20 protein-coding genes are annotated in these 23,304 nt (G+C 73.8%); 7 read left to right on the forward strand and 13 right to left on the reverse strand.

Annotated elements, in window-relative coordinates; all coding sequences use genetic code 11:
• Position 1: 1 nt before the first annotated feature.
• Both CLV37_RS09005 and CLV37_RS09010 read right to left on the reverse strand, forming a co-directional pair.
• Positions 2 to 2,029, reverse strand: a complete 2,028-nt coding sequence (locus CLV37_RS09005) for a bifunctional copper resistance protein CopD/cytochrome c oxidase assembly protein (RefSeq protein WP_106209309.1) — start codon at positions 2,027 to 2,029, stop codon at positions 2 to 4.
• Between the two features lie 67 nt (positions 2,030 to 2,096).
• Complete coding sequence (locus CLV37_RS09010) at positions 2,097 to 2,513, reverse strand: ATP-binding protein (protein ID WP_170127132.1); 417 nt, start codon at positions 2,511 to 2,513, stop codon at positions 2,097 to 2,099.
• Between the two features lie 383 nt (positions 2,514 to 2,896).
• On the opposite strand from CLV37_RS09010, the gene CLV37_RS09015 reads away from it, so the two are divergent.
• From CLV37_RS09015 to CLV37_RS09035, 5 genes are all read left to right on the forward strand, one after another.
• The gene (locus CLV37_RS09015; RefSeq protein WP_106209313.1) at positions 2,897 to 3,430 is read left to right on the forward strand and encodes a MarR family winged helix-turn-helix transcriptional regulator; all 534 of its coding nucleotides are present in this window, start codon (positions 2,897 to 2,899) and stop codon (positions 3,428 to 3,430) included.
• Complete coding sequence (locus CLV37_RS09020) at positions 3,427 to 5,493, forward strand: MDR family MFS transporter (protein ID WP_106209315.1); 2,067 nt, start codon at positions 3,427 to 3,429, stop codon at positions 5,491 to 5,493. Before CLV37_RS09015 ends, CLV37_RS09020 begins: the two co-directional genes overlap by 4 nt.
• 155 nt (positions 5,494 to 5,648) lie before the next feature.
• Positions 5,649 to 6,122, forward strand: a complete 474-nt coding sequence (locus CLV37_RS09025) for a Fur family transcriptional regulator (RefSeq protein WP_106209472.1) — start codon at positions 5,649 to 5,651, stop codon at positions 6,120 to 6,122.
• Positions 6,119 to 6,634, forward strand: a complete 516-nt coding sequence (locus tag CLV37_RS09030) for a Dps family protein (protein WP_106209317.1) — start codon at positions 6,119 to 6,121, stop codon at positions 6,632 to 6,634. Before CLV37_RS09025 ends, CLV37_RS09030 begins: the two co-directional genes overlap by 4 nt.
• 45 nt (positions 6,635 to 6,679) lie before the next feature.
• The gene (locus tag CLV37_RS09035) at positions 6,680 to 8,035 is read left to right on the forward strand and encodes an 8-oxoguanine deaminase (RefSeq protein ID WP_106209319.1); all 1,356 of its coding nucleotides are present in this window, start codon (positions 6,680 to 6,682) and stop codon (positions 8,033 to 8,035) included.
• Here the strand turns inward: CLV37_RS09035 and CLV37_RS09040 are convergent.
• Positions 8,022 to 9,299: an MFS transporter gene (locus tag CLV37_RS09040; RefSeq protein WP_211298499.1), complete on the reverse strand. Its 1,278-nt coding sequence runs from the start codon at positions 9,297 to 9,299 to the stop codon at positions 8,022 to 8,024. The genes CLV37_RS09035 and CLV37_RS09040 overlap by 14 nt on opposite strands.
• 83 nt (positions 9,300 to 9,382) lie before the next feature.
• Between CLV37_RS09040 and CLV37_RS09045 the strand changes: the two genes are divergently transcribed.
• A complete protein-coding gene (locus tag CLV37_RS09045; protein WP_106209321.1) occupies positions 9,383 to 9,961 on the forward strand; it encodes a TetR/AcrR family transcriptional regulator in 579 nt (192 codons plus the stop codon).
• A gap of 64 nt (positions 9,962 to 10,025) precedes the next feature.
• The gene (locus CLV37_RS09050; RefSeq protein ID WP_106209323.1) at positions 10,026 to 10,868 is read left to right on the forward strand and encodes an HpcH/HpaI aldolase/citrate lyase family protein; all 843 of its coding nucleotides are present in this window, start codon (positions 10,026 to 10,028) and stop codon (positions 10,866 to 10,868) included.
• Between the two features lie 96 nt (positions 10,869 to 10,964).
• Here the strand turns inward: CLV37_RS09050 and CLV37_RS09055 are convergent, their stop codons facing one another.
• The 10 genes from CLV37_RS09055 to CLV37_RS09100 form a co-directional block, all read right to left on the reverse strand.
• On the reverse strand, positions 10,965 to 12,065 hold the full coding sequence (locus CLV37_RS09055; protein ID WP_106209325.1) for a ScyD/ScyE family protein: 1,101 nt from the start codon (positions 12,063 to 12,065) through the stop codon (positions 10,965 to 10,967).
• Positions 12,066 to 12,205: 140 nt separating this feature from the next.
• A complete protein-coding gene (locus CLV37_RS09060) occupies positions 12,206 to 13,483 on the reverse strand; it encodes a dihydrolipoamide acetyltransferase family protein (RefSeq protein ID WP_106209327.1) in 1,278 nt (425 codons plus the stop codon).
• Between the two features lie 40 nt (positions 13,484 to 13,523).
• Positions 13,524 to 14,507, reverse strand: coding sequence for an alpha-ketoacid dehydrogenase subunit beta (locus CLV37_RS09065; protein WP_106209329.1), 984 nt, complete (start codon positions 14,505 to 14,507; stop codon positions 13,524 to 13,526).
• Positions 14,507 to 15,610, reverse strand: coding sequence for a pyruvate dehydrogenase (acetyl-transferring) E1 component subunit alpha (pdhA, locus tag CLV37_RS09070; RefSeq protein WP_106209476.1), 1,104 nt, complete (start codon positions 15,608 to 15,610; stop codon positions 14,507 to 14,509). The genes CLV37_RS09065 and pdhA overlap by 1 nt, the downstream gene beginning before the upstream one ends.
• A gap of 273 nt (positions 15,611 to 15,883) precedes the next feature.
• Positions 15,884 to 16,987: a histidinol-phosphate transaminase gene (gene hisC, locus CLV37_RS09075; RefSeq protein WP_106209330.1), complete on the reverse strand. Its 1,104-nt coding sequence runs from the start codon at positions 16,985 to 16,987 to the stop codon at positions 15,884 to 15,886.
• A 4-nt stretch (positions 16,988 to 16,991) separates the two neighbouring features.
• On the reverse strand, positions 16,992 to 17,624 hold the full coding sequence (locus CLV37_RS09080) for an isochorismatase family protein (protein ID WP_106209332.1): 633 nt from the start codon (positions 17,622 to 17,624) through the stop codon (positions 16,992 to 16,994).
• The gene (locus tag CLV37_RS09085; protein ID WP_106209334.1) at positions 17,621 to 19,117 is read right to left on the reverse strand and encodes an MFS transporter; all 1,497 of its coding nucleotides are present in this window, start codon (positions 19,115 to 19,117) and stop codon (positions 17,621 to 17,623) included. Before CLV37_RS09085 ends, CLV37_RS09080 begins: the two co-directional genes overlap by 4 nt.
• Positions 19,114 to 20,694 (reverse strand): amidase, encoded by a 1,581-nt coding sequence (locus tag CLV37_RS09090; protein WP_211298501.1) that lies wholly within the window; start codon positions 20,692 to 20,694, stop codon positions 19,114 to 19,116. The genes CLV37_RS09085 and CLV37_RS09090 overlap by 4 nt, the downstream gene beginning before the upstream one ends.
• Before the next feature lie 17 nt (positions 20,695 to 20,711).
• Positions 20,712 to 21,800, reverse strand: a complete 1,089-nt coding sequence (gene rutA / locus CLV37_RS09095) for a pyrimidine utilization protein A (protein WP_106209336.1) — start codon at positions 21,798 to 21,800, stop codon at positions 20,712 to 20,714.
• A 130-nt stretch (positions 21,801 to 21,930) separates the two neighbouring features.
• Complete coding sequence (locus tag CLV37_RS09100) at positions 21,931 to 22,968, reverse strand: LacI family DNA-binding transcriptional regulator (RefSeq protein ID WP_211298502.1); 1,038 nt, start codon at positions 22,966 to 22,968, stop codon at positions 21,931 to 21,933.
• Between the last annotated feature and the right edge of the window lie 336 nt (positions 22,969 to 23,304).

Here is a 23,304-nt window from a genome sequence, read left to right on the forward strand (position 1 = left end):
CTCAGGCCCGGGGCCCGTCCCGGTCCGCGAGCCGCTGCAGCATGGCGTTGTACTCGGCGAGGTCCGCGTCGCCGTCGCGCGCCGCCTTGCGGTCGCGGCGCTTGTTCTCGCGGTCGTCCGAGCGCGCCCAGCCGATGGCGACGCCGAGGACGAGGACGAGCGTGGGGACCTCCCCGATGCCCCAGGCGATGTCGCCGCCCTCCTGCTGGTTCGCCAGCAGCCGGGCGGCGGGGGTGAAGTACGAGAACCAGTCCGCCGCGAGCAGCTGCTTGCCCTGCATGAGGGCGACGCCGAAGAAGGCGTGGAAGGCCATCGTCGCCAGCAGCAGGATGAGCCGCAGCGGGTAGGGGGGCCGCTGGCCGCCGGGGTCGACGCCGATGAGCACCGACGAGAACAGGTACCCGGTGCCCAGGAAGTGGACCATCATCAGCTCGTGCCCGACGTGGGTGCGCAGCGCGAGCTCGAACAGCGGCGAGTAGTAGAAGACGATGAGCGAGCCGGCGAACAGCACGGCCGCCACGACCGGGTGCCCGACGACGGCCAGGTAGCGCGAGTGGACGACCTCCAGCAGCCACTCGCGCGGGCCGCGGGAGTGGTCCCGGCGGGCGGGCAGCACCCGCAGCGCGAGCGTGACCGGCGCCCCGAGGACGAGCATCGGCGGGATCGCCATCGTCAGCAGCATGTGCTGGAGCATGTGCATGCTGAAGGTGAGGCGCCCGTAGGCCGCCGGTCCCCCGCTGGTGACGAACAGCAGGGCCAGGCAGCCCACGACCCACCACAGCGTGCGCCCGACGGGCCAGCGGTCCCCGCGGGCGTGCAGCCGGCGGACGGCGAGGAGGTAGCCGACGAGCAGCAGCCCGCCGACGGTGATCCACAGCAGGTCCGGGCTCAGCTCGGTGAACCAGCGCGCCACGGACAGCTTCGGCGGCAGCGCCTCCCCCAGCCGGGCCTCGGCGACGCTGGAGGAGGGGTCGTCGTCGGGCACCGGCGTGGGGCTGCGCGACAGCGCCACGCCCAGACCCGTCGCCGCACCCATGAGGACGAGCTCGCCGGCGGCGATGCGCGCGAACGCGAGCGGCCGGGAGGCCAGCAGCGGGATGGTCCGGCGGCGGTGCCAGACGCCGAAGGCGCCCAGCGCCACGAGGGCGACGACCTTGCCGACCACGAGGGCGCCGTAGGCCGAGGCCAGGCCCGACCAGCCGCCGAGGCGCACGGAGGCGTTGAGCGTGCCGGAGACGGCGACGGCGACGAAGCACCACAGGGCGACGCTGGAGTAGCGGGTCGCGAGGACGGTGAGGTCGACGGGGCGCCGGCCCTTGGCCGTGCCCGGCGAGCGGCCGGTGAGGGGCGCCACGAGCAGCACGGCGGCGAGGCCGCCGATCCAGACGGTGACCCCGACCAGGTGCATCGCCAGCGAACTGACGGCCGTCTGGTGCGAGGCCGACCCCGACGCGTGACCGGACAGGGACAGCGGCAGCAGGGCCAGCACGCCGACGGCCAGGCCCCACGCGGCCCCGGTCGGCGACGTCGCCGCGGCCCCGACGGTGGCGACGACGGCGGCCAGCACGGTCGTGACGAGCAGGGCCCGGCCCAGGTCGATGGACTGGGCGAACTGGGCGAACTGGGCCCCGAAGTCGGGCGAGCCGGGGGCGACGCCGATGACGTCCATGGCCGTCAGGACGAGGACGAGCAGCGCGGCGACGGCCCACACCCCCGCGGCGACGCCCGCGACGCGGACCGCGCGGTTCCACGCGTCGCTGGGGTGCGGCAGGAGGAAGGTGGCCACCGCGAACCCGCCGACGGCGAGCGCCGCGGACAGGTCGTGGACGGTCCGGGCGATCGGCAGGCCGTAGCGCACGAGGCGCCCGGGGTCTCCGATGGCGGGTGGGACGAGTCCGCCGGCGAGGGCGAGGGCGGTGAGCAGGACCGCGAGCGCGGCGAGGAGGACGGCCGACGAGGTCAGCAGGACGCCCGTGGGCTGGGTCGTCGGTCCGGGTGCGCTGCGGGCCGGGCGGGAGGGTGCGGCCACCCCTCCAGGGTAGGTCGCCCACCTGGACGCGCCGTCCACGCCGGTCTCGGGCGGTGGGCGCGCTGGGTCAGGCGCTGGCGCGGACGGCGGAGCGGACGGGACCGCAGGCGGTGGCGACGTCGAACCAGACGGTCTTGCCGAGGGTGCCGACGTCGACGCCGTGGGCGTCGGAGAGGGCTTCGACCAGGGCCATGCCGCGGCCGTCGAGGGCGTCGGGGTCGGACTCGCGGCGCAGGGGCAGGCGGGTGTTCTCGTCGCCGACGCTGACGCGGACGCGGGAGCCGACGCGGCCGACGCGCAGGAGGACGTCGCTGCGCCCGTGCAGGACGGCGTTGGTGACGACCTCGGCGGTCAGCAGGAGGAGGGTGTCGACGACGTCGCCGATGACGCCCTCGGCGATGCACCAGTCGGCGACGAAGTGGCGGGCGGCCCGCGAGGACAGGGGGACAGGCGCCAGCGTCGTCTCGCTCGACCGTTCACTCAACGACACTGCGTGACTCTCCCGTGACGTAGGGTTACCAGCCACCGTAGCGCAGCGCAGCCCGGACGGCGCAGCGCGCAGCGACGACTCCCGGGACGACGGCCGTCGCCCCCGCTCCACCCGCTCGATCGCCACGTTCCAACCCCCCGACACGCGCCTGCTGCTGGTAACTTCGTCCTTGTTCGTTGCATGTAGCACTCATCGTTCTCGCCTCAGGTCTGACGCCCCCGGGCCGATGTCCCGGGAGGTACTTCGCCGGAGCCCCGGTCACCGTTACACCACGCGACGGGTTCCCGGCCCCCGACGCACCGCAACCACCCGTGGAGCACCTGCATGACCGCTCGTACGGCCCCCACCCCGGGCCACCGACAGGGGGTCGACGCCTCGTGACGAGCGTCGTCGACTCCAGCGACCTGACCACCCCGCTGCACGCCGGGAGCGAGCACGAGCGGCGCGTGGCCGCCATGGCCGACCAGGTCACCCGGCAGCTGCGGGCCCTGCACTCGTTCAAGGCCCAGATCGCCCGCGGCCAGACCGAGGTCGAGCGCGCCATGCACGTCGTGCTCTACGTGCTGGCCGACTGCGGTCCCCTGCGGGTCAGCGCACTGGCCGAGCGCCTGGGCACCGACCCCTCGACCACGAGCCGGCAGACCGGTGAGCTCGTCAAGCGGGAGCTGCTGCGCAAGCTGCCCGACCCCGACGACCGGCGGGCCAGCCTGCTGGACGTCACCGAGGCCGGCCACGCCGTGGTCGCCTCCATGAAGCAACGGCGCTACGAGCACCTCGCCCGCGCCGTCGAGGACTTCGGCGAGGACGACCTCGACGTCTTCACCGGTCTGCTGTCGCGCTTCGCCGACGGGCTGGAGCACGCCCGCACCGAGAGCCTCCGCACCGCCCAGTCCCCTCAGGAGATCGCATGAGCACCACGACCGCCGGTTCGACACCGGCCACCCCGGAGACGCCGGTCTTCACCCACCGGCAGATCATGGCGATCCTCTCGGGCCTGCTGCTGGGGATGTTCCTCGGTGCCCTGGACCAGACGATCGTCTCCACCGCGATCCGCACCATCGCCGACGACCTCGACGGCTTCTCCCTGCAGGCGTGGGCGACGACGGCGTTCCTCATCACGTCGACGATCTCCACGCCGCTGTACGGCAAGTTGTCCGACATGTACGGGCGGCGGAAGTTCTTCATCGCCGCCATCGTCATCTTCCTCGTGGGCTCGACGCTGTGCGGCTTCGCCGGGTCGATGTACCAGCTCGCGGCCTTCCGCGCCCTGCAGGGCCTGGGCGCCGGCGGCCTCATGTCGCTGGCGCTGACGATCATCGGCGACATCGTCCCGCCGCGTGAACGGGCCAAGTACCAGGCCTACTTCATGATGGTGTTCGGCACCTCCAGCGTGCTCGGTCCCGTCGCCGGCGGGTTCTTCTCGGGCCTGGACTCCGTGGCGGGCTTCGCCGGGTGGCGCCTGATCTTCTGGCTCAACGTCCCCATCGGGATCTTCGCCCTCATCGTGGTGACGCGGAACCTGCACCTGCCCAAGCGCTCCAGCCACCACCGGATCGACTGGCCGGGCGCGCTGACGCTCATCACGACCCTCGTCCCGCTGCTCATCGTGGCCGAGCAGGGCCGCGAGTGGGGCTGGGGCACCGGGAAGTCGATCGCCTGCTACGTCATCGGCGCCGTCGGCCTGGTCCTGTTCCTCCTCGCCGAACGTGCCTACGGCGACGAGGCCCTGCTGCCGCTGCGCATGTTCAAGGGCCGCACGTTCGTCATCGGCTCGCTCGGCTCGTTCATCCTCGGCATGGGGATGTTCGGGGTCTTCGCGATCCTGCCGCAGTACCTGCAGGTCGTGAAGGACCTGAGCCCGACGAAGGGCGGGCTCGCGATGCTCCCCGTCGTCGTCGGCATCATGTCCGGCAGCATGTTCTCGGGCCGCTTCATCGCCCGCACGGGCAAGTACAAGGTCCTGCCCGTCGTCGGCAACGGCCTCATGGTCGTCGCGCTGTTCCTGTTCTCCCGCGTGAACGCCGACACCCCGATCTGGCAGACCATGATCATCATGCTGCTCATGGGCTGGGGCCTGGGCGGGAACATGCAGCCGGTCATCCTGGCCGTGCAGAACGCCGCCAAGCGCTCCGAGCTCGGCGTCGCGACGAGCTCGGTGACGTTCTTCCGCCAGATGGGCGGCACGCTCGGCACCGCGGTCTTCCTGTCGATCCTGTTCTCCACCCTGGGCGACAAGATCTCCTCCTCCTACGGCGCGGCGAGCCGGACCCCGGAGTTCGGCCAGGCGATCCGCAGCTGGGGCGGGGACCTGCAGGCGACGCTGGCCAAGGCCACCGACGACACGTCGGTCCTCAAGCAGCTGCCCGCCGTCCTGGCCCACCCGTTCAAGGTCGGGTTCACCGAGTCGACGAGCCTGATCTACCTCGTGGCGACGTTCGTCATGGTCGCCGGGTTCGTCACGGTGCTGTTCCTGCCGTCGCTGCCCCTGAAGGGTGCGGGCCCCGCGCCCGCCGAGGCACCGGCCCAGGCGGACGCCGCGGCCGGCACCGCCGAGACCGCCGTGCAGGCCGCCGCCGCCCCGGCCGAGGCGGCCGGTTCCCCGGTCGAGACCGGGACGACGACCGGCACCACGACCGGGACCACGACCGGGACCACGGACGCTGCGGCGGGCACGGTCCCCACGGCGAACGGGGCGATGGCCCCGGGCGAGCTGGCCGAGCGGCTGCGCAGCGGCGTCCAGCAGGCCAAGGCCGCCCAGCAGGCCATGCTCGACCTGGCCGCCGAGGCCGCCCGCCGCGAGGCCGCGTACGACGCGGCGGTGGAGAACCTGCGCGACCTCGGCCTGGACGAGGCCTCCATCCAGGCCGCGCTCGGCGAGGACGCCCCCACCCCGCGCACCGGCCGGCACGCCGGGCACGGGGACGCGGCGGGGACCGCGGACGGCGCGCGCGAGGAGCTCGGCGCGCAGAACTGACCCGAGCACGACGACGAAGGCCCCGCGGCGCACCGCCGCGGGGCCTTCGTCGTCCCCGGCACCTCTGCGGCGCAACCGGTCCGGTGAGCCTCACCTCCGGAAACCAAGCCTCACCTTCTTTTGACAGAGTCCAAAGAAGGAGTACTGTCGTGGTCATGAGCCCGCTGGACCGCACCGCCACGGAGGAGCTGCTGCACCACGCCGGCCTGCGCAGCACCGCTCCGCGCCGGTCGATCCTGCAGCTGCTGGAGGACCACCCGCACGAGACCGCCGCGGGCCTGGCCGACCTCCTCGCCGACGCCGGGAACCCCGTGTCCCGGCAGAGCCTGTACAACGTGCTGGAGGACCTGACGCGCACCGGCGTCGTGCGCAGCATCCAGCCCGCCGGCTCGGCACCGCGCTACGAGACGAAGGTCGACGACAACCACCACCACGTCGTCTGCCGGTCTTGCGGGACCGTCGTCGACGTGCCCTGCGCCGTCGGCCGGACCGCCTGCCTGACCCCGGCGTCGATCCCGGGCTTCTCCGTGGTCGACCACGCCGACGTCACCTGGTGGGGCCTGTGCACCCGGTGCACCGACCCCACCCCCACGCCCCACGACCCGTCGAACCCCAGGAGGAACTCGTGACCACGCTCGAAGACGTCAAGACCGCCGGTCTCACCCAGGTGGAGGTCGCGGGCTTCGACGCCAGCTCGCGCCTCACCAGCGGCCTGCAGGAGGTCCTCGTGGACCTCACCGCGCTGCACCTGCAGGGCAAGCAGGCCCACTGGAACATCGTGGGCGCGAACTTCCGCGACCTGCACCTGCAGCTCGACGAGCTCATCGACGCCGCCCGCACGTACGCCGACGACGCGGCCGAGCGCATGCGCGCCGTCGGCGGCGTCCCCGACGCCCGCCCGGCGACCGTCGCGGCGACCACGACCATCGGCGACTTCGGTGCCGACGAGATCGAGACGTCGGCCGCCGTCGAGGCCGTCGTGGCGATGACGCGCCGCACCGTCGACACCATCCGCCGCGTGCACGACCCCATCGACGCCGAGGACCCCTCGACCGCCGACCTGCTGCACGGGTTCGTCCTCGGCCTGGAGAAGCAGGCCTGGCTGATCGGCTCGGAGAACCGCGCGCCGCGGCGCCGCTGACGTCCGCCGCGGGGCGCGGCGCCCCGGTGCGGCAGGATGCGGTGCATGCCGACCCTGCTGATCACCGGGGCCGCCGTGGCCACCGTCGCCCCCTCCGGCACCGAGCACCGGAGGGGTTTCGTCGTCGTGGACGACGGTGTCGTCACCGCCGTGGGTGAGGGCGAACCGCCCGCGGGCACGACGGCGGACCGGGTCGTCGACGGCACCGGGCACCTGCTGACCCCCGGGTTCGTCAACACCCACCACCACCTCTACCAGTGGGCCACCCGGGGGTTCGCCGTCGACGCGGGCCTGTTCGAGTGGCTCACGACGCTCTACCCGGTCTGGGCCCGCCTCGACGCCGTCGACGTGGAGGCCGCCGCCCGCGCCGGCCTGGCCCGTCTCGCGCTCACGGGCTGCACCACCACGAGCGACCACCACTACCTGCACCCGCACGACGGGGGCGACCAGCTCGCCGCGACGATCGCGGCCGCGCGCACCGTGGGCCTGCGCTTCTCCCCCACCCGCGGGTCGATGGACCTCGGGACGTCCGCCGGCGGGCTGCCCCCGGACTCGGTGGTCGAGACGATCGACACGGTCCTGGCCGCCACCGACGACGCCGTGCGCCGCCACCACGACACCTCCCCCGGGTCGATGGTGCGCATCGGCGCCGCCCCCTGCTCGCCGTTCTCGGTGACGCCGGACCTGTTGCGGCAGACGGCCGCGCAGGCCGCCGAGCTCAGGATCCGCCGCCACACCCACCTCGCCGAGACCGCCGACGAGGAGGAGTTCTGCGCCCGCACGTTCGGCCGCCGGCCCGTGGAGGTCCTCGAGGACCTCGGCTGGCTCGGCCCCGACGTCTGGCTCGCGCACTGCGTCCACCTGTCCGACTCCGACATCGCCGCGCTGGCCCGCACCGGCAGTTCGGTCGCGCACTGCCCCAGCTCCAACGCGCGCCTGGGCGCCGGGATGGCCCGTGCCCACGACCTGCTGGCCGCCGGGGTGAGCGTCGGCCTGGGCGTCGACGGCGCCGCCTCCAGCGAGCAGGGCAGCCTGGCCGACGAACTGCGGCAGATGGTCTACACGGCGCGGCTGCGCGGCGGCCCGGACACCATGAGCGCCCGCGACGCGTTGCGGGCCGCCACGATCGGCGGGGCCGGCGCGCTCGGCCGCGCCGCGGAGATCGGCTCGATCGAGGTCGGCAAGCGCGCCGACCTGGCCCTGTGGGACCTGCGGGGCCTGGGCCACGCCGACCTCGACGACCCCGTCGTGGCCCTCGTCATCGGGCCCACCCCCCCGCTGCGGTTGTCCACCGTCGAGGGCCGGGTCGTCGTCGAGGACGGGGAACTGCGGACCACGTCGGAGCAGCAGGCGGTCGCCGACCTGGTCGCCGCGCGCCGGCGCGTCCTCAGCCGCCCGTGACGGCCGGCCGCCGGTTCGCGCGCACCGCGAGGCCGGCGGCCACCGCTCCGAGCGCCAGCGCGGCCCCGCTGACGACCACCGAGGTCTGGACCCCCACGACGGCCCCGAGCAGCCCGATCGAGAAACCGCTGCCGACCTTCAGCCCGCCCGAGGCCATCGAGTAGACCCCGACGGTGCGGCCGCGTTCGGCGGGTTCGGCCTTGAGCTGCACGATCGTCTGGGTCACCGACACCGACACGAGGTTCGCGACCCCGCCGAGCACGAGGACGACGACGGCCAGGACGAGGGAACCGCTGAGCGCGAAGGCGGCGATGAACCCCCCGAACAGGAACGTCGACACGACCGCGGCGGTCAGGTTCGGCCGGACCCACCCGGTGGCCTCCAGCACGATCCCCCCGACGACCCCGCCCAGCCCGTTGGCGAACAGCAGGACCCCGTACGCCGAACTCGACGCGTCCCCGAAGCCCTCCGCGAACTCGGGCATGACGGTCTGCAGCGCCGATCCGACGAACAACGACGTCAGCCCGGCGACGACGATCGCTCCGGCGATCTCCGGGTTCCGCATCACCGTCCGCGCGGCGCGCACCGCCCCGAGCGCGCCGACGCGTTCACGGGCCACCACCCCCGACCGCGTGTGCCCGGTGAACTTCGTGCGCAGCAGGAAGACGGTCAGCGGCAGGTAGACGAGGGCGTTGGCGAAGATGCCGAGCTCGGCCCCGAGACCGATCAGCAACGCCGACCCCACCACGGGCCCCAGCAGGACCCCGAGCCCCTGGAACGTGGAGTTCAGCCGGACGGCGCTGGGCAGGTCCTCACGTCCGACGAAGTCCTGCAGCATCATCTGCTCCGCCGGGCGCCACAACGCCCCCGCCGTCCCGTGCAGGACGAGCAGCACGCAGGCCGCGGGGATGCTGAGGGAACCGGTGAGGAACAGCACGCCCCACGCGAGCGAGACGGCCAGGAACAGCAGCTGGGCGGCCTGGACGACGCGCCGGCAGTCGTACCGGTCGGCGAGCCCGCCGAACCAGACGGACAGCAGCAGGAACGGCGTCCAGTGGCTGATGACCTGGAAACCCGTCAGGGCCGGGGAGTGGAACTGCTGCCACAGCACCCAGTAGGTGATGACGTGCTCGACGTTGTCGGCCATCATCGACAGCATCCCGCCGACCAGGTAGGGCCCGCAGTTCCGGTCGCGCAGAGCCGCGAAGCGCCGGGGGGCGGGGGCGTCGGGGACGTGGGTGGGAGTTCCGCAACCGGCGCACACGGGGACGGTCCTTTCTCGCGGCAGGTCGTTGCCCGGCGACGCTACCACTGTTTCGAGGCACGGTGTCTCGGTATGCTCGGGCCATGTCCACCACGCCCGTCGGCCGGCCGCGCAGCGAGAGCGCCCGGCGCGCCGTCCTGCAGGCCGTCGACGACCTGCTCGCCGAGGTCGGCTACGCGGGCGTGACGATGAAGGGCATCGCCGACCGGGCCGGCGTCGGACGCCAGACCGTCTACCGCTGGTGGTCCACGACGGCCGAGATCCTCCTCGAGGCCTGCGTGGCCGACGCCCGCGACGAGCTGCGCACCGTCCCCCAGCCCGACGCCCGCCGCGACGTCCTCGGGTACCTGCGCCTGCTGGAGGCCTTCCTGCTGCACTCCCACGCCGGCCTCTGCTACCGGGTGCTGCTGGGCGAGACCCAGCACGACGGCGCCGTGCGCGAACTCGTCGCGCGCGCCGACATCCTGGCCCCCAGCGCCCGCGCCTGCCTGCGCCGGGTCGGTCCGCGCCTGCAGCAGGACCTGGACCACGACCTGCACGTCGCCGAACTCGTCGGCCCCGTCGTCTACGCGGTCCTGACGACGGGCGGGGCGCCCGACCTGGAGGCCCTGACCGACCACCTCCTCGCGGGCTGGAGCCGCGGCGGGCCCGCCGGAGCGTGAGACTGCCCACTCCCCGGGACGTGGACGCGGGCCGCGCGCCCCGGCGGCGCTACGGTCGGGTGCCATGACCGCAGATCGCAAGGTGCACATCGTCGAACCCCGGTACGCGCGGACCTGGCTGCTGGTGAACGCGACGCGCACCGACCTCTTCGACGTGGCCGCCGCCTCGCGGGCCGACCAGGTCGTCCTCGACGTCGAGGACGCCGTCGACCCCTCGCGCAAGGACTCCGCCCGCGCCGACGCCATCGAGTGGCTGACCTCCGGCGGCCAGGCCTTCGTCCGCATCAACGACGTCACCACGCCGCACTGGCGCGACGACGTCGACGCCCTCAAGGGCGTCCCCAACCTGCTGGGCGTCATGCTCGCCAAGACCGAGGCCGGTGAGCAGGTCGAGGCCACCTGGCACGCCCTCGGCGGGGCCGTCCCCGTCGTCGCGCTGTGCGAGTCGGCGCTCGGCATCGAGGCCGCCCGCGAGATCGCGTGCGCGCGCGGCACCTTCCGCCTCGCCTTCGGCTCGGGCGACTACCGCCGCGACACCGGCGCCAGCGCCGAGGACATGGCCATGGCCTACCCCCGCACGAAGCTCGTCGTGGCCAGCGCCATCGGCAAGCTCCCCGGCCCCATCGACGGCCCGACCACCGGCGGCGGTCACCCCGAGCTGCGCGAGGCCTCCGGCGTGGGCGTGGCCATGGGGATGATGGGCAAGCTGTGCCTGGACGCCGAGCAGGCGTACGTCATCAACGAGGTCATGAGCCCCAACGTCTCCGACGCCACCTGGGCCCGTGACTTCATCGCGAGCTTCGAGGCCAGCGGCGGCGTCGTCCGCGACGGGTCGGACCTGCCGCGCCTGGGCCGCGCCCGGCGCATCCAGGAACTCGCCGACGCGTACGGCATCCAGCCGCTCTGACCCGCGCCTCGCCCGGGGTGCCGTCGTCGGCCCCTCGCAGCCCGTGATGGGCAGCGAGGGGCCGACGACGGCGGACCCCGGACACGAACCACGCGCTCAGGTCAGGGGTGCGAACGCCCTCCGGTCGACGCGGACGACCTGCCCGAGACCCTGCTGCTGCAGGAATTGACCGGCGACGCTCCACGCGGTGGAGTACAGGTGCCCGTTCGCCCAGCGCAGCCCCAGCGGCATCGTCACCTGGGCGGCGCTGCGCGCGCCGGAACGGTCCACGCGCACGATCTGCCCGACCGAGGCCGGGTCGAAACCGGGGGGCAGCCCCTCCTCCTCGGGTCCGTCCGGCGGCGGGGCCCCCTCGAGCAGTTCCGACACGTAGATCGCCCCGTCGTCGCCGACCGCCACCCCGGTCGGGCCGGAGAACCCGGTCACGGTGCGCAGCACCGAACCGTCGTGGGCGTCGAGGACGTAGACGCGCCCCTCGCCGGGGACCAGGGACGAGAGCGTGGAGACGTACAGGTGGCCGTCCGGCCCCCAGGCCAGCCCCGTCGGGACCGAGTCGCAGCCGACGTGCTGCGGGTCGTTGTTCGGGACGCCCTCGCACAGGCCGGTCGTCACCAGCGGCGGCACGAAGAACGTGCTGAGCCGCCCGCCCTGCAGGACCAGGACGGCGTTCGCCCCGGCGTCGGCCACGAACACCCGGTCGTCGTGACCGCGCCCCGCGAGGACGGCGAACGGGTTGCTCAGGGCGTCCAGCGGCGTCCCGTCGGGACCGAACTGCGCCTGGCCGTCGGGGTTGTTCGCGAGTTCGTAGGCGGTCAGGTCGGCCAGGGTGCGCAGGGGCTCACCGCGCCGCGAGGAGTACAGCCTCGCCGCGCCGGGAGCGGGAGGACCCTCCGCCGCCCCGGTGACGACGTAGATGGTCCCGTCCTTGCGGTCGACCCCGGCGGGGCCGCTGAAACCCGCGAGCCGGACACTGGGTCTGCCGCCGGGGATGATCCCGCTGATCTCGCCCGAGGTGGACTCGGCGACGTAGAACCTCCCGTTCTCGGACGACAGGCCGAACGGGTCGTCCAGTCCCGTCGCGACGACGGTGACGGGGTCGTGGGGGTGGGGACGGGCCTGCGCCGGCGCGGCGACCACCACCGAGGTGGTGGTCGCGACGGCGAGGACGAGCGCTGCTGAGCGGAGCCGGTGCGTCATTGCGGAACCTCCGTCGTGGAGCTGCCGAGAGCTGCCTACGGCGGAGCAGGGTAGACCCTGTGACGTCCCGGTGAGAAGGACCGGAACCGACCGGGTCCGGCGCCCGGTCGATCCAGGACCAGTTCCGGATCGGTTCCGGATCAGCTCCAGGTCAGCGCCCGCGCCGGGTCCTCCAGGACGGCCGCGATGTCGGCCAGCGCCCGCGACCCGCTCTCCCCGTCGAGCATCCGGTGGTCGATGGAGAGCCCGAGCGTGGCGAGGTAGCGGGGTTTGACCTTCCCCTTGTGCACCCACGGCCGCTGCGAGATCTTCCCGACGGCCAGGATCGCCGCCTCCCCCGGGTTGAGGATTGGCGTCCCCGTGTCGATGCCGAACGTCCCGACGTTGGTGATGGTGATGGTGCCCTCGGCCAGGTCGCGGGGTTTCGCCTTGCCCTCGCGGGCGGTCAGGGCCAGGTCGTTGAGGTGGACGGCGAGGTCCTTCAGCGACATCTCGTCGGCGTCCTTGACGTTCGGCACGAGCAGCCCGCGCGGGGTCGCCACCGCGATGCCGAGGTTCACGTAGTTCTTCACGACGATGACCTGGTTCTTCTCGTCCCAGGTCGAGTTGATGTCGGGGTTGCGGCGCACCGCCACCAGCAGCGCCTTGGCCACCAGCAGCAGCGGCGAGACGCGGATCCCCGCGTACTCGGGGTCGGTCTTGAGCCGCTGGACCAGCTTCATCGTCCGGGTGGCGTCGACGGTGGTGAACACCGTGACGTGGGGGGCGGAGAACGCGCTCTCCACCATGGCCGCGGCCGTCGCCTTGCGGACCCCGCGGATGGGGACGTGGCGCTCGCGCTCGTGCTTCTCGAAGCGCCGCTCGGGTTCGGCCGGGGCCGCCGGGACGAGCGCGAGGACGTCGGCCCGGGTCACCGTCCCGCCCGGTCCGGTGGGTCTCGCCCCGGCCAGGTCGATCCCCAGGTCGCGGGCGAGCTTGCGCACCGGGGGTTTGGCCAGGACGTGCGGCTGGACCGGGACGGGAGCCGGGGTCTGGGTCTGGGGCTGGGCCGGCGGCACCTCGGGGGCCGCCCCCCGCCGGCGACGGGGCGCGGCCTCCTTCGCGCCGTACCCCACGAGGGTCGCCCCCAACGCCTCGTCCACCTGCGGCGCAGCGGGTTCGGCCGCCGCCTGCGCGGCCGTGCCGTCGCTGACGACGACGATGTGCGCCCCCACGTCCACGGTGTCGCCCTCGGCGACCAGGAGTTCGGTGACGGTCCCGGCCCAGGGGCTGGGCAGTTCCACGAGGGACTTCGCCGTCTCGATCTCGACGAGGACGTCGTTCACGGCGACGACGTCGCCGGGTTTCACCTTCCAGGAGACGATCTCGGCCTCGGTGAGTCCTTCACCGACGTCGGGCAGGGCGAACCGCTGGTTCAACGGAGTCCTTCTCGTTCTCTCGGGGGTTGCGGGGGGTTTCTCAGGCGGCCAGGGACTGCTCGACGGCGTCGAGGACGCGGTCGAGGGTCGGCAGGTAGTGCTCCTCGGCCCGCGCGACCGGGTAGGGCAGGTGGTACCCGCCGACCCGCTTGACGGGCGCCTCGAGGGAGTAGAAGCAGGACTCCTGGATCCGCGAGGCCAGCTCGGCCATCGGCCCGTGGAAGGTGGGGGCCTCGGAGACGGTGACCAGCCGGCCCGTGCGGCGCACCGACTCCGCGACGGTGTCGACGTCCAGCGGCGAGATCGACCGCAGGTCGACCACCTCGAGGTCGGTGCCGTCCTCGGCGGCCGCGGCGGCCGCGTCGAGGGCCAGCTTCGTCGTGGGCCCGTACGCGACGAGCGTCGCGTCGGTGCCCGCGCGCAGGACCCGCGCCTTGTGCAGGGGCGCGACCTGGCCGGGGGCGAGGTCGGTGTCGACCTCGCCCTTCTGCCAGTAGCGGCGTTCGGGTTCGAGGAACAGCACCGGGTCGGCCGAGGCGATGGACTGCTGGATCATCCAGTACGCGTCGTGCGGGTCGCTGGGCGCCACGACCCGCAACCCGGCGGTGTGGGCGAAGAGGACCTCGGGGCTCTCGGAGTGGTGCTCGACGGACCCGATGCCGCCGCCGCTGGGGATGCGGATGACGACGGGCAGCGTCAGCCGGCCGCGCGAACGGGCCCGCAGCTTCGCCAGCTGCGTCGTGATCTGGTTGAACGCCGGGTAGACGAACCCGTTGAACTGGATCTCGCAGACGGGCCGGAAACCCCGCAGCGCCATCCCGATCGCGGTGCCGACGATGCCGGCCTCGGCCAGCGGGGTGTCGATGACGCGGTCCTCGCCGAAGTCCTTCTGCAGCCCGTCGGTGACGCGGAAGACCCCGCCGAGGGCACCGATGTCCTCGCCCATGAGCAGGACGCGCGGGTCGCGGTCCATCGCCGCGCGCAGGCCGGCGTTGATCGCCTTGCCGATCGCCATCGTCTCCATCAGGCCACTCCTCCGGCGTGAGCGTGCAGTTCGGCGTCGTGCTGTTCCCAGGCGGCGAGGAACTCGTCGCGTTCGGCGAGGACCTGCGGGTGCGGTTCGGCGTACGCGTGGTCGAACATCGCCGCCGGCTCCGGGTCGGTCATCGCGGCGACGCCGGCGCGCAGGCGCTCGGCGAGCTGCTCGCTCTCGGTCGCCAGGCGGGTCTCGAACTCCTCGTCGAGGATCCCCTCACCGGTCAGGTAGGTGCGGAACCGGTCGATCGGGTCCTTCTCGCGCCACGCGTCGACCTCGGCCGCCAGGCGGTAGCGGGTCGGGTCGTCGGACGTCGTGTGGGCGCCCATGCGGAAGGTGTACGCCTCGACGAAGGTCGGGCCCCCACCGCTGCGGGCCCGTTCGAGCGCGGCCCCCACGACCGCGAGGACGGCCAGGACGTCGTTGCCGTCGACGAGGACCCCGGGCATCCCGGCCCCCTCGGCGCGCCGGTGCAGCGGGACGGTGGACTGCCGGGCCACCGGCTCGGAGATCGCCCACTGGTTGTTCTGGCAGACGAACACGACGGGGGCGTTGAAGACCGACGCCCAGTTCAGCGCCTCGGCGGCCTCGCCCTGGGACGTCGCGCCGTCGCCGAAGTACGTGACGACGGCGGTGTCGCGGGCGGGGTCGCCGGTCCCGACGGCCCCGTCGCGCTGCACGCCCATGGCGTAGCCGACGGCCGGCAGCATCTGGGCGGCGATGACCAGCGTGTAGGGGTGCACCCCGGTGGCGACGGGGTCCCAGCCGCCGTGGTCGATGCCGCGGAAGATGCTGAGGATGTGCAGCGGGTCGATGTCCCGGGTCAGCACCGCGCCGTGGTCGCGGTAGCTGGGGAAGACGTGGTCGTGCCGTCGGGTGGCGCGGCCGGCGCCGACCTGGGCGGCCTCCTGGCCGCGGCTGCCGGCCCACAGGCCGAGCTCGCCCTTGCGCTGCAGGGCCTCGGCCTCGCTGTCGAAGCGGCGCAGCAGCACCATGTCGCGGTACAGCCCGAGCAGCTCGTCGGCCCCGAGGTGGACCTCGTACTCGGGGTGGGGGTGCCGGACACCGTGCTGGTCGAGCAGCTGGACCATGCCGGTCCGAGCGGCGTCCTGCGGGTCGTGGGCCCGTACCGGGCCGACCGGCGAGTCGGTCACGTGCGTTCCTCCGTGGGGCGTCGGGTACGTCGCTCTGACGATCGTCACCAACCTACGGTTGCGTAGGTGACGCGAGCGTACGTTACGCGACCGTAGGTTGTGAACCGCCGCGCCGGTCCGACACCACTCCACCCCCGCGATCGAGGAAGCTGACGTGGCGTGAGCTTCCTCGATCGCGGGGGTGGAGCGGGACCCGGGGTGGGTGGTGCCTCAGCCGAAGTCGACGCGCAGCTTCGCGGCCACGTCCAGCAGGCGCGCATTGGCCGCCGGCTCCGCGACCGTGACGCGGACCCCGGACCCGGCGAAGGCGCGGACCACGAGCCCCTCGGCCGCGAAGGCGTCGGCGAGCTCCACCGCGCGCTCGCCCACGGGCAGCCAGAAGAAGTTGCCCTGCGCGTCCGGGACCTCCCAGCCCTGCTCGCGCAGCCCCTCCACGAGGGTGCGGCGCTCGGCGACCAGCGCGGCGACGCGCTCGAGCAGCTCGGCCTCCGCGGCCTCCTGCAGGGAGGCGACGACCGCGGCCTGGGCGATCGAGGACACCCCGAACGGGGTGGACGCCTTGCGCAGCGTCCCCGCCACCTCCGGGTGCGCGACGGCGACCCCGACCCGCAGCCCCGCCAGGCCGTAGGCCTTGGAGAACGTGCGCAGCACGACGACGTTGGGGTGCTCGCGGAACACCTCGACGCCGTCGGGGACCTCGGGGTCGTCGACGAACTCGCGGTAGGCCTCGTCGAGCACGACCACGACGTCGCGCGGCACCCGGGCGAGGAAGTCGTCGAGCTCGCCGCGGCGCAGGGCCGGGCCGGTGGGGTTGTTCGGCGAGCAGAGCACGACCAGCCGGGTCCGCTCGGTGATCGCCGCGAGCATGGCGGGCAGGTCGTGGCGCGCGTCCGCAGTCAGCGGCACCTCGACGGCCACCGCGTCGGAGATGACCGCGGTGATCGGGTAGGCCTCGAACGAGCGCCACGCGTAGACGACCTCGTCGCCGGGCGCGCAGGTGATCTCCGAGAGCTGGGCCAGCAGCCGGACGCTGCCCGTGGCCGCGGCGAGGTTCTCGACCCCCACGCCCCAGCGCCGCGCGGTGGTGGCGAGCATCGCGGTCGCGGCCGGGTCCGGGTACCGGTTGACGCTCGCCGCGGCCCGGCTGATCGCCGTCAGCACACTCGGCAGCGGCGGGTACGGGTTCTCGTTGGAGGAGACCTTGAAGACCTCCAGACCCTCCCGCGCCACGGCGGGCTTGCCGGCCACGTACGCCGGGACCTTGGCCATGTTGGCGCGCAACCGCGGCGCCACCGGGGAGTCGGGAGTCGTCATGCCGTCAGGGTACGGACACCCCCGCCAGGTACCGGCTCGCGGTGTCCAGCGACCACAGCTCGGCCATCTTCTGGCCCATGTCGAACAGGTTCGCCGCCTGCACGGACGCGTCGCGGTCGCCGCACGCATCGGTCACCACGAGGGGCACGAAGCCGTTCTGCAGCGTGTCCAGCGTGCTGGCCCGCACGCACCCGGACGTGCTGAACCCGCCGATGAGGACGGTGTCGACGCCCCGTTCGCGCAGCCGGGCCACCAGGTCGGTGCCGAAGTAGGCGCTGGGGTACTGCTTGACGACCTCGACATCGCCCTCCTGCGGGGCCAGGCCCTCGACGTACTCGGCGAGCGGGCTGCCGGGACCGAACGCGCGCAGCCCCGGGACCTTGCGGAAGAAGACCCCCGCGTCCGCGCCGTCGGCGGCGATCGCGACGCGGGTCACGACGACGGGGATCCCCGCCGCCCGGGCCGCGGCCATCAGCGCGCGCATCGCCTCGGCGGCCCGCACGGCGGCCGGCCCGGCGTACAGGAAGGAGCCGGGGTCGGTGTAGGCGCGGGCCGGGTCCACCAGCAGCAGCGCGGGGCGGGCCCCCGGGGTGAGTCCGGCGCCGAAACCGGCTCCGGCGTAGTCGTCGACGCTCACGGGACGTTCTCCTCCACGACGGGTGGGGTGGTGGGTGGGTTGGCGGGTGCGTCGGCGGGTGGGGTGAGCGGCGCGGGACGGCGCGCCGGCAGGGCGAGGCAGGCGAGGAGCGCGCCGAGGGCCAGCAGCGACAGGACGACCATCGCGGTGCGGACCCCGCCGGAGAAGGCGCCCAGCACCTGCGGCGCCGCCCGCAGCGCACCGGCGTAGGCGTCGGCGCGGTCGGCCCCCGTCAGCTCCCGGGTCGCCAGCCCGAGCCCGACGGCGGTGCTGAGCAGGAACCCGACGTTCTGCAGCGCCGAGCGGACCCCGTTGGCGACGCCGCGCCGGTCGGCCGGGACGGTCAGCATGAGCAGGCTCGTGCCGGGGGTCATGAACAGCCCCGTGCCGAACCCCACCGCGAGCAACCCCGCGAACACCGGCCAGTACGTCCCGTCGGGGGTCAGGACGACGGCGAGCAGGACCGTGCCGGCGAGGACGGCGGAACTGCCCACCGTGACGAGCGTGCGCGCCGGGAACCGGCCCACGAGCTGGGCGGCCACGACCGCTCCCGCAGTGGTGCCCACGGCGAGCGGGCTGACGAGCAACCCCGCCGCCAGCGCCCCGACCCGCCCCGTGGACTGCAGGACGAGGGAGGCGAGGACGACGACGGCGTACTGCGCCGCGGCGTTGAGCAGGACGGCCGCGTACAGCGGAGCGCGCAGGCGGTGCAGCAGGACCCCGAGGTCGACGAGCGGGGAGCGGCTGCGCCGCAGCCAGGCGACGAAGACGGCCCACAGCAGCAGGGCCGCACCCCCGAGGACCGGCCCGGCGCGGGGGAAGCCCATCGCGGTCAGGACGTCGGGCGACAGCGCCAGCAGGGTCGCCGCCAGCGCCGCGGTCGACAGCACCGCCCCGGTGCCGTCGAACCGTTCCCGCGGACCGGTCGCCGCCGGGCCCCGGGGGATGACGAGCAGGGACCAGACGAGCCCGGCCACGCAGATCGGCAGCGTCACGAGGAACGTCCCGCGCCAGCCCCACCAGCTCGTCGCCGCGCCGCCGGCCAGCGGTCCCAGGGCCTGGGTGACGGCGGCGACGGTCGCGTTGAGCCCGAGCCCGCGCCCCAGGGACCCCGGGGGGAACGTGTCGGTGAGCAGCGCGGTGGTGTTCGTCACGAGCGCGGCCGCGCCGACCGCCTGGACGGTCCGCGCCGCGATGAGCAGCTCGGGACCGGGGGCGAGCGCGCAGGCGGCCGTGGCGAGGGTGAACAGCACGTACCCGCCCAGGTACAGCGGCCTGCGGCCGACGATGTCGGCGAGCCGGCCGATCGCGAGGATCAGCGCCGTCGTGACGAGCATGTAGGACAGCAGCACCCAGCTGGACTGGGCGGCGCTCGCCCCGAGCTCGCGCGCGATCGTCGGCAGGGCGACGTTGACGCCGGAGGTGTTGAGGAAGACGGCGACGACCCCGGTGCTGGTCGCCGAGAACACCGTCCAGGGGTTGCGGCGGCTCATGCGGGGACGGTGGCTCCCCGTCCGGCCGGGGCCGCGAGGTGGTGGTCGGTGACCGCCTGCAACCCCGCACCGACGCCCAGCAGCAGGTCCTCGGCGTACGGCCGGGCGACGAGCTGGACGGCGACGGGCAGGTCGTCGCGACCGGTCCCGGCCGGCACGACGAGCGCCGGGAAACCCGTCACGTTGAACGGTGAGGTGTTTCGGGGGACGATCTCCTGCAGCGGGACCCGTTCGTCGTCCACGTCCGCGGTGAGGTCGTCCAGGTGCGGGGCCGTCGTGCCCACCCCGGGGGTGAGCAGGACGTCGACGTCCGCCCGGTCCATGACGTCGAGCAGCTCGCGCTGGGCGAGCGCACGACCCCGCAGGGCCCGCAGGTAGTCGGCCGCGCTGACGCGGGCGCCGCGCCCCAGGCGCTTGCGGGTCCCGCCGTCGAAGAGCCCGGCGCGGTCGGCGTTGCCCTCCTGGGTCGCGGCGAGCTCGGCGGACAGGACGACCAGGCCGTCGTCGTACGCGCGCGCGGCACCGGGCAGGTCGACGTCGACGACCTCGGCCCCGTGGGCCCGCAGCACCCGCACCGTCTCGTCGGTGGCCGCGACCACCCCGGCGTCGCAGCGCTGCTCGAACCAGCCGCGGACCCGGCCGACCCGCACCCCCTGCAGGTCCGCGCAGACCTGCACGGGCGCGTCGGCCAGGACGGCGAGCACGAGGGCCAGGTCGAGGGCGCTGCGGGCCATCGGCCCGACGTGGTCGAGCGTCCACGACAGGGCGCTCACGCCGTCGCGCGGGAGGAGCCCGTACGTGGGTTTGAGCCCGGAGATCCCGCACAGCGAGCTCGGGACGCGGACGGACCCGCCGGTGTCGGTCCCCAGGGCGAACGGGACGACGCGGGCGGCGACGGCCGCCCCCGACCCCGTCGAGGAACCCCCCGTCCACCGTCCGGCGCGCCAGGGGTTCTGCACGGCGCCGTAGCGCGCGTTGAGGGCGAGCCCGCAGGCGAACTCGGTGGTGGCGGTCATGACGACGGGGACCGCCCCGGCCGCGCGCAGGCGGGCGACCACGACCGCGTCGGTCGCCGCGACCCGGTCGCCCGTCAGCAGCGACCCGCACGTCACGGGCGTCCCGGCGACGTCGACGATGTCCTTGACGCCGAAGGGGACGCCCTCCAGCGGCCGCGCCCGCCCGCCGGCCCAGCGGCGGGCGCTGTCGGCGGCGGCCTCGCGGGCCCCGGCGCACTCGGCGAGGAAGGCGGTGGGGGCGGGCCCGTCCGGGCCGACGGCGGCGAGGACCTCCTCGACCACGGTCACGGGGTCCAGCGCACCGTCCGCGTACCCCGCCAGCAGTTCCGCGACGCCCGGGACCCTCGAGGCGTCGGGGCGCGGTGCCGGGGGGGTCCCGCGCCGGGGCACCGGGCGCGGGAACCGCTCCAGGAAGGTGGTGCCGTCCCAGGGCTCGGGGGCCTGCGCGCTCGGGGAGGGCGCGTGCGGCCGGGACCGGTGCCGGCTCAGGAGCTCGTCGAACTCCTCGTCGGCCACGGGGTCGGGCAGGGCGTCGGACGAGGGTCCGGAGGGGGTCGTCACGGGACCGTGGACGCCGGTCAGACCGTGGCCGGCGACGGCGAGGGGATGCGGTTCCGGCTGCGCATGAGGGGCTGGATGCGCTCCCCGAAGGCGTCCAGCCCCGTGAGGAAGTCGTCGAACGTCAGCATGATCCCCTTGACGCCGGGGACCTCCGCGGCCTCGTCGAGCATGCGGGCGACGGACTCGTAGGAACCCACGAGGGTCCCCATGTTGAAGTTCACCGCTCCCTCGGGCAGCGAGATGGTGCGGGCCGTGGAGTGCTCGTCGGCGCTGGTGTCGGCACCCGCCTCGTCGGCCTGGTAGTTCAGCGCGGCCAGGTCGGCGTTGTCGTGGTAGTCCTGCCACTTCGCCTGGGCCAGTTCGTCGGTCTCGTCGGCGATCACCATGAACAGGGCGAACGCGCCCGCGTCCCGGCCCGCGAGGTCGCTGGCCGCCTTGAACTTCTCCCCCGACTCCACCATGGCCCGCGGGGTGTTCACCCCCGTGCTCAGCAGGAAGTCGTACTCGGCGTTCTCGGCGGCGAACTTCATCCCGCTGGGGGACTGGCCGGCGGCGACGATGTCGATGTGCCCGGGGCGCGGGGACAGGACGCAGTCGTCCATCTCGTAGAACTCGCCCTTGAAGTCGCTGCGCCCGGTCTCGGTGAGGTCGCGCAGGACCTTGACGTACTCGGTGGCGCGGGCGTACCGGTTCGCGAAGTGCTCGTCACCGGGCCAGACGCCCATCTGGGTGTACTCCCCCGGCGCCCACCCCGTGACGATGTTCACCCCGATCCGGCCGGGGGCGATGGAGTCGATCGTGGAGACCATGCGGGCCACCATCGCCGGGGGCAGGGTGAGGATCGCCGTCGAGGCGTACAGCTTGATGCGCTCGGTGACGGCGGCCAGTCCCGCCGTGAGGGTGAAGGACTCCAGCGCGTGGTCCCAGAACTCCGTCTCACCCCCGAAACCCCGCAGCTTGATCATCGACAGCGCGAACTCGAGACCGTGCTCCTCGGCCTTGCGGACGATCTCCTTGTTGAGGTCGAACGTCGGCATGTACTGCGGGGCGGACTTCGAGATGAGCCAGCCGTTGTTGGCGATCGGGATGAACACACCGATGTCCACGGGAACCTCCTGAGCACGCGTCGAGTTCGTGACTGCGAATGTATTGGCCCGCTGTTGCCGTCCCGTCTCGCGGGTGTGAACAGCGTGTTTCGCGACTCGGCTGCGCCTCGGGGAGCGCCTCGGGAGCGCCTCAGGACCGCGTGGAACCCCGCACGACGAGTTCCACCGCGAAGTTGCGCAGGAGCGGGGGCGCCGCGGGGTCGGCCATCCGCGCGAACAGCGCGTCGGCCGCCGCCCGCGCCATCTCCGCCAGCGGCTGCCGGACCGTCGTCAGGTCGATCATGGACCAGCCCGCCCAGTCGAGGTCGTTGTAGCCGACGACCTGCAGGTCCTGCGGGACCCGCAGACCGAGCCGACCGGCCGCGTCCAGGACACCGAGGGCGATGTAGTCGGTCTGCCCGAACACGGCATCGGGCCGGCGCGCGGCCGGGACGTCGAGCAGCTGCAGAGCGGCCTGGAGGCCGAACGCGGGCGTCACGGTGCCGCGGCGGACGAGGGCAGGGTCGAGCGGGACGCCCAGCCGCCGCAGCTCCGCCGCGAAACCCCTCGCCCGCCGGCGCAGGCTCGGGTTGTCCGCGGGCCCGGCCACGACGGCGATCCGCCGGGCCCCGCAGGCGTGCAGGTGCCGGGCCAGCAGCCGGCCGCCCTCGACGTTGTCGGAGATCACCCGGTCCACGCGCCGGCCCAGCGCGCCGTCGACGTCGCGGTTGAGGACGACCAGCGGCAACCCGGCCTCGACCAGTTCGGCCACGGCGGAGGAGTCCGTGCGGGCCGAGAGGTAGACGACGCCGTCGACGAGCCCGCCGCGCAGACCCTCCAGGTCCTCCTCGAAGCGCCCCGATCCCTCGTCGTGGTCCGACATCAGCAGCACGCGGTGGTCGCGGGCGTGGAACTGCTCCTGCAGGCTCTGCACCAGCGCCGGGTAGGAGGGGTTGCGCAGGTCCCCGGAGACGATCGCGATGGTCGCCGACCGGCGGGTGATGAGGGTGCGCGCCGAGACGTTGACGACGTACCCCAGCTCGCGGGCCACCCGCAGCACGTGCTCACGGGTCCGCCCGACCACCCGGACGTCCCCGCGCAGGGCCCGGGAGACCGTGGACTGGGAGACCCCCGCGGCGCGGGCGACGTCGTAGCCGGTGACCGGCACGCGACCGGCGGAATCGCTCACGGCACGATCCAACACCGTGGACGGCCCCTCCCCGGCACCCGGGCACCACGGCAGGCGGCACGACGGACGTGGCGCAATGAGTTCGGTCACGTCGTCGAAACATCCCCGAAACGGATGGGGTTGACTCTGTGGTCCACCACGTCACCACCGTTGGAGAGGCAAGCCCGTGTCCGAAGCACCTGGAACGACTCCCCCCACCCTGGTCCCGTTCGCCGATGACCCCCTGGCGCTGCGCACCACCTTCGCCCTGTTCCCCACCGGCGTCGCCGCCCTGTCCGCCGTCGTCCAGGGCGACAACGGCCCCGAACCGGTCGTCCTGGTCGCCTCCTCCTTCCA

This window comes from Kineococcus rhizosphaerae, assembly GCF_003002055.1.
Classification (GTDB): domain Bacteria; phylum Actinomycetota; class Actinomycetes; order Actinomycetales; family Kineococcaceae; genus Kineococcus; species Kineococcus rhizosphaerae.

Excerpts from the sequence above, each read along its gene's own strand:
- pdhA (WP_106209476.1), bottom strand. The coding sequence starts at position 15,610 with ATGGTCCAGCTGCTCGACCAGCACGGTGTCCGGCACCCCCACCCCGAG.
- CLV37_RS09045 (WP_106209321.1), top strand. The coding sequence starts at position 9,383 with ATGTCCACCACGCCCGTCGGCCGGCCGCGCAGCGAGAGCGCCCGGCGC.
- CLV37_RS09085 (WP_106209334.1), bottom strand. The coding sequence starts at position 19,117 with ATGAGCCGCCGCAACCCCTGGACGGTGTTCTCGGCGACCAGCACCGGG.
- CLV37_RS09020 (WP_106209315.1), top strand. The coding sequence starts at position 3,427 with ATGAGCACCACGACCGCCGGTTCGACACCGGCCACCCCGGAGACGCCG.
- CLV37_RS09035 (WP_106209319.1), top strand. The coding sequence starts at position 6,680 with ATGCCGACCCTGCTGATCACCGGGGCCGCCGTGGCCACCGTCGCCCCC.
- CLV37_RS09055 (WP_106209325.1), bottom strand. The coding sequence starts at position 12,065 with ATGACGCACCGGCTCCGCTCAGCAGCGCTCGTCCTCGCCGTCGCGACC.
- CLV37_RS09065 (WP_106209329.1), bottom strand. The coding sequence starts at position 14,507 with ATGGAGACGATGGCGATCGGCAAGGCGATCAACGCCGGCCTGCGCGCG.
- CLV37_RS09025 (WP_106209472.1), top strand. The coding sequence starts at position 5,649 with ATGAGCCCGCTGGACCGCACCGCCACGGAGGAGCTGCTGCACCACGCC.
- CLV37_RS09050 (WP_106209323.1), top strand. The coding sequence starts at position 10,026 with ATGACCGCAGATCGCAAGGTGCACATCGTCGAACCCCGGTACGCGCGG.
- hisC (WP_106209330.1), bottom strand. The coding sequence starts at position 16,987 with ATGACGACTCCCGACTCCCCGGTGGCGCCGCGGTTGCGCGCCAACATG.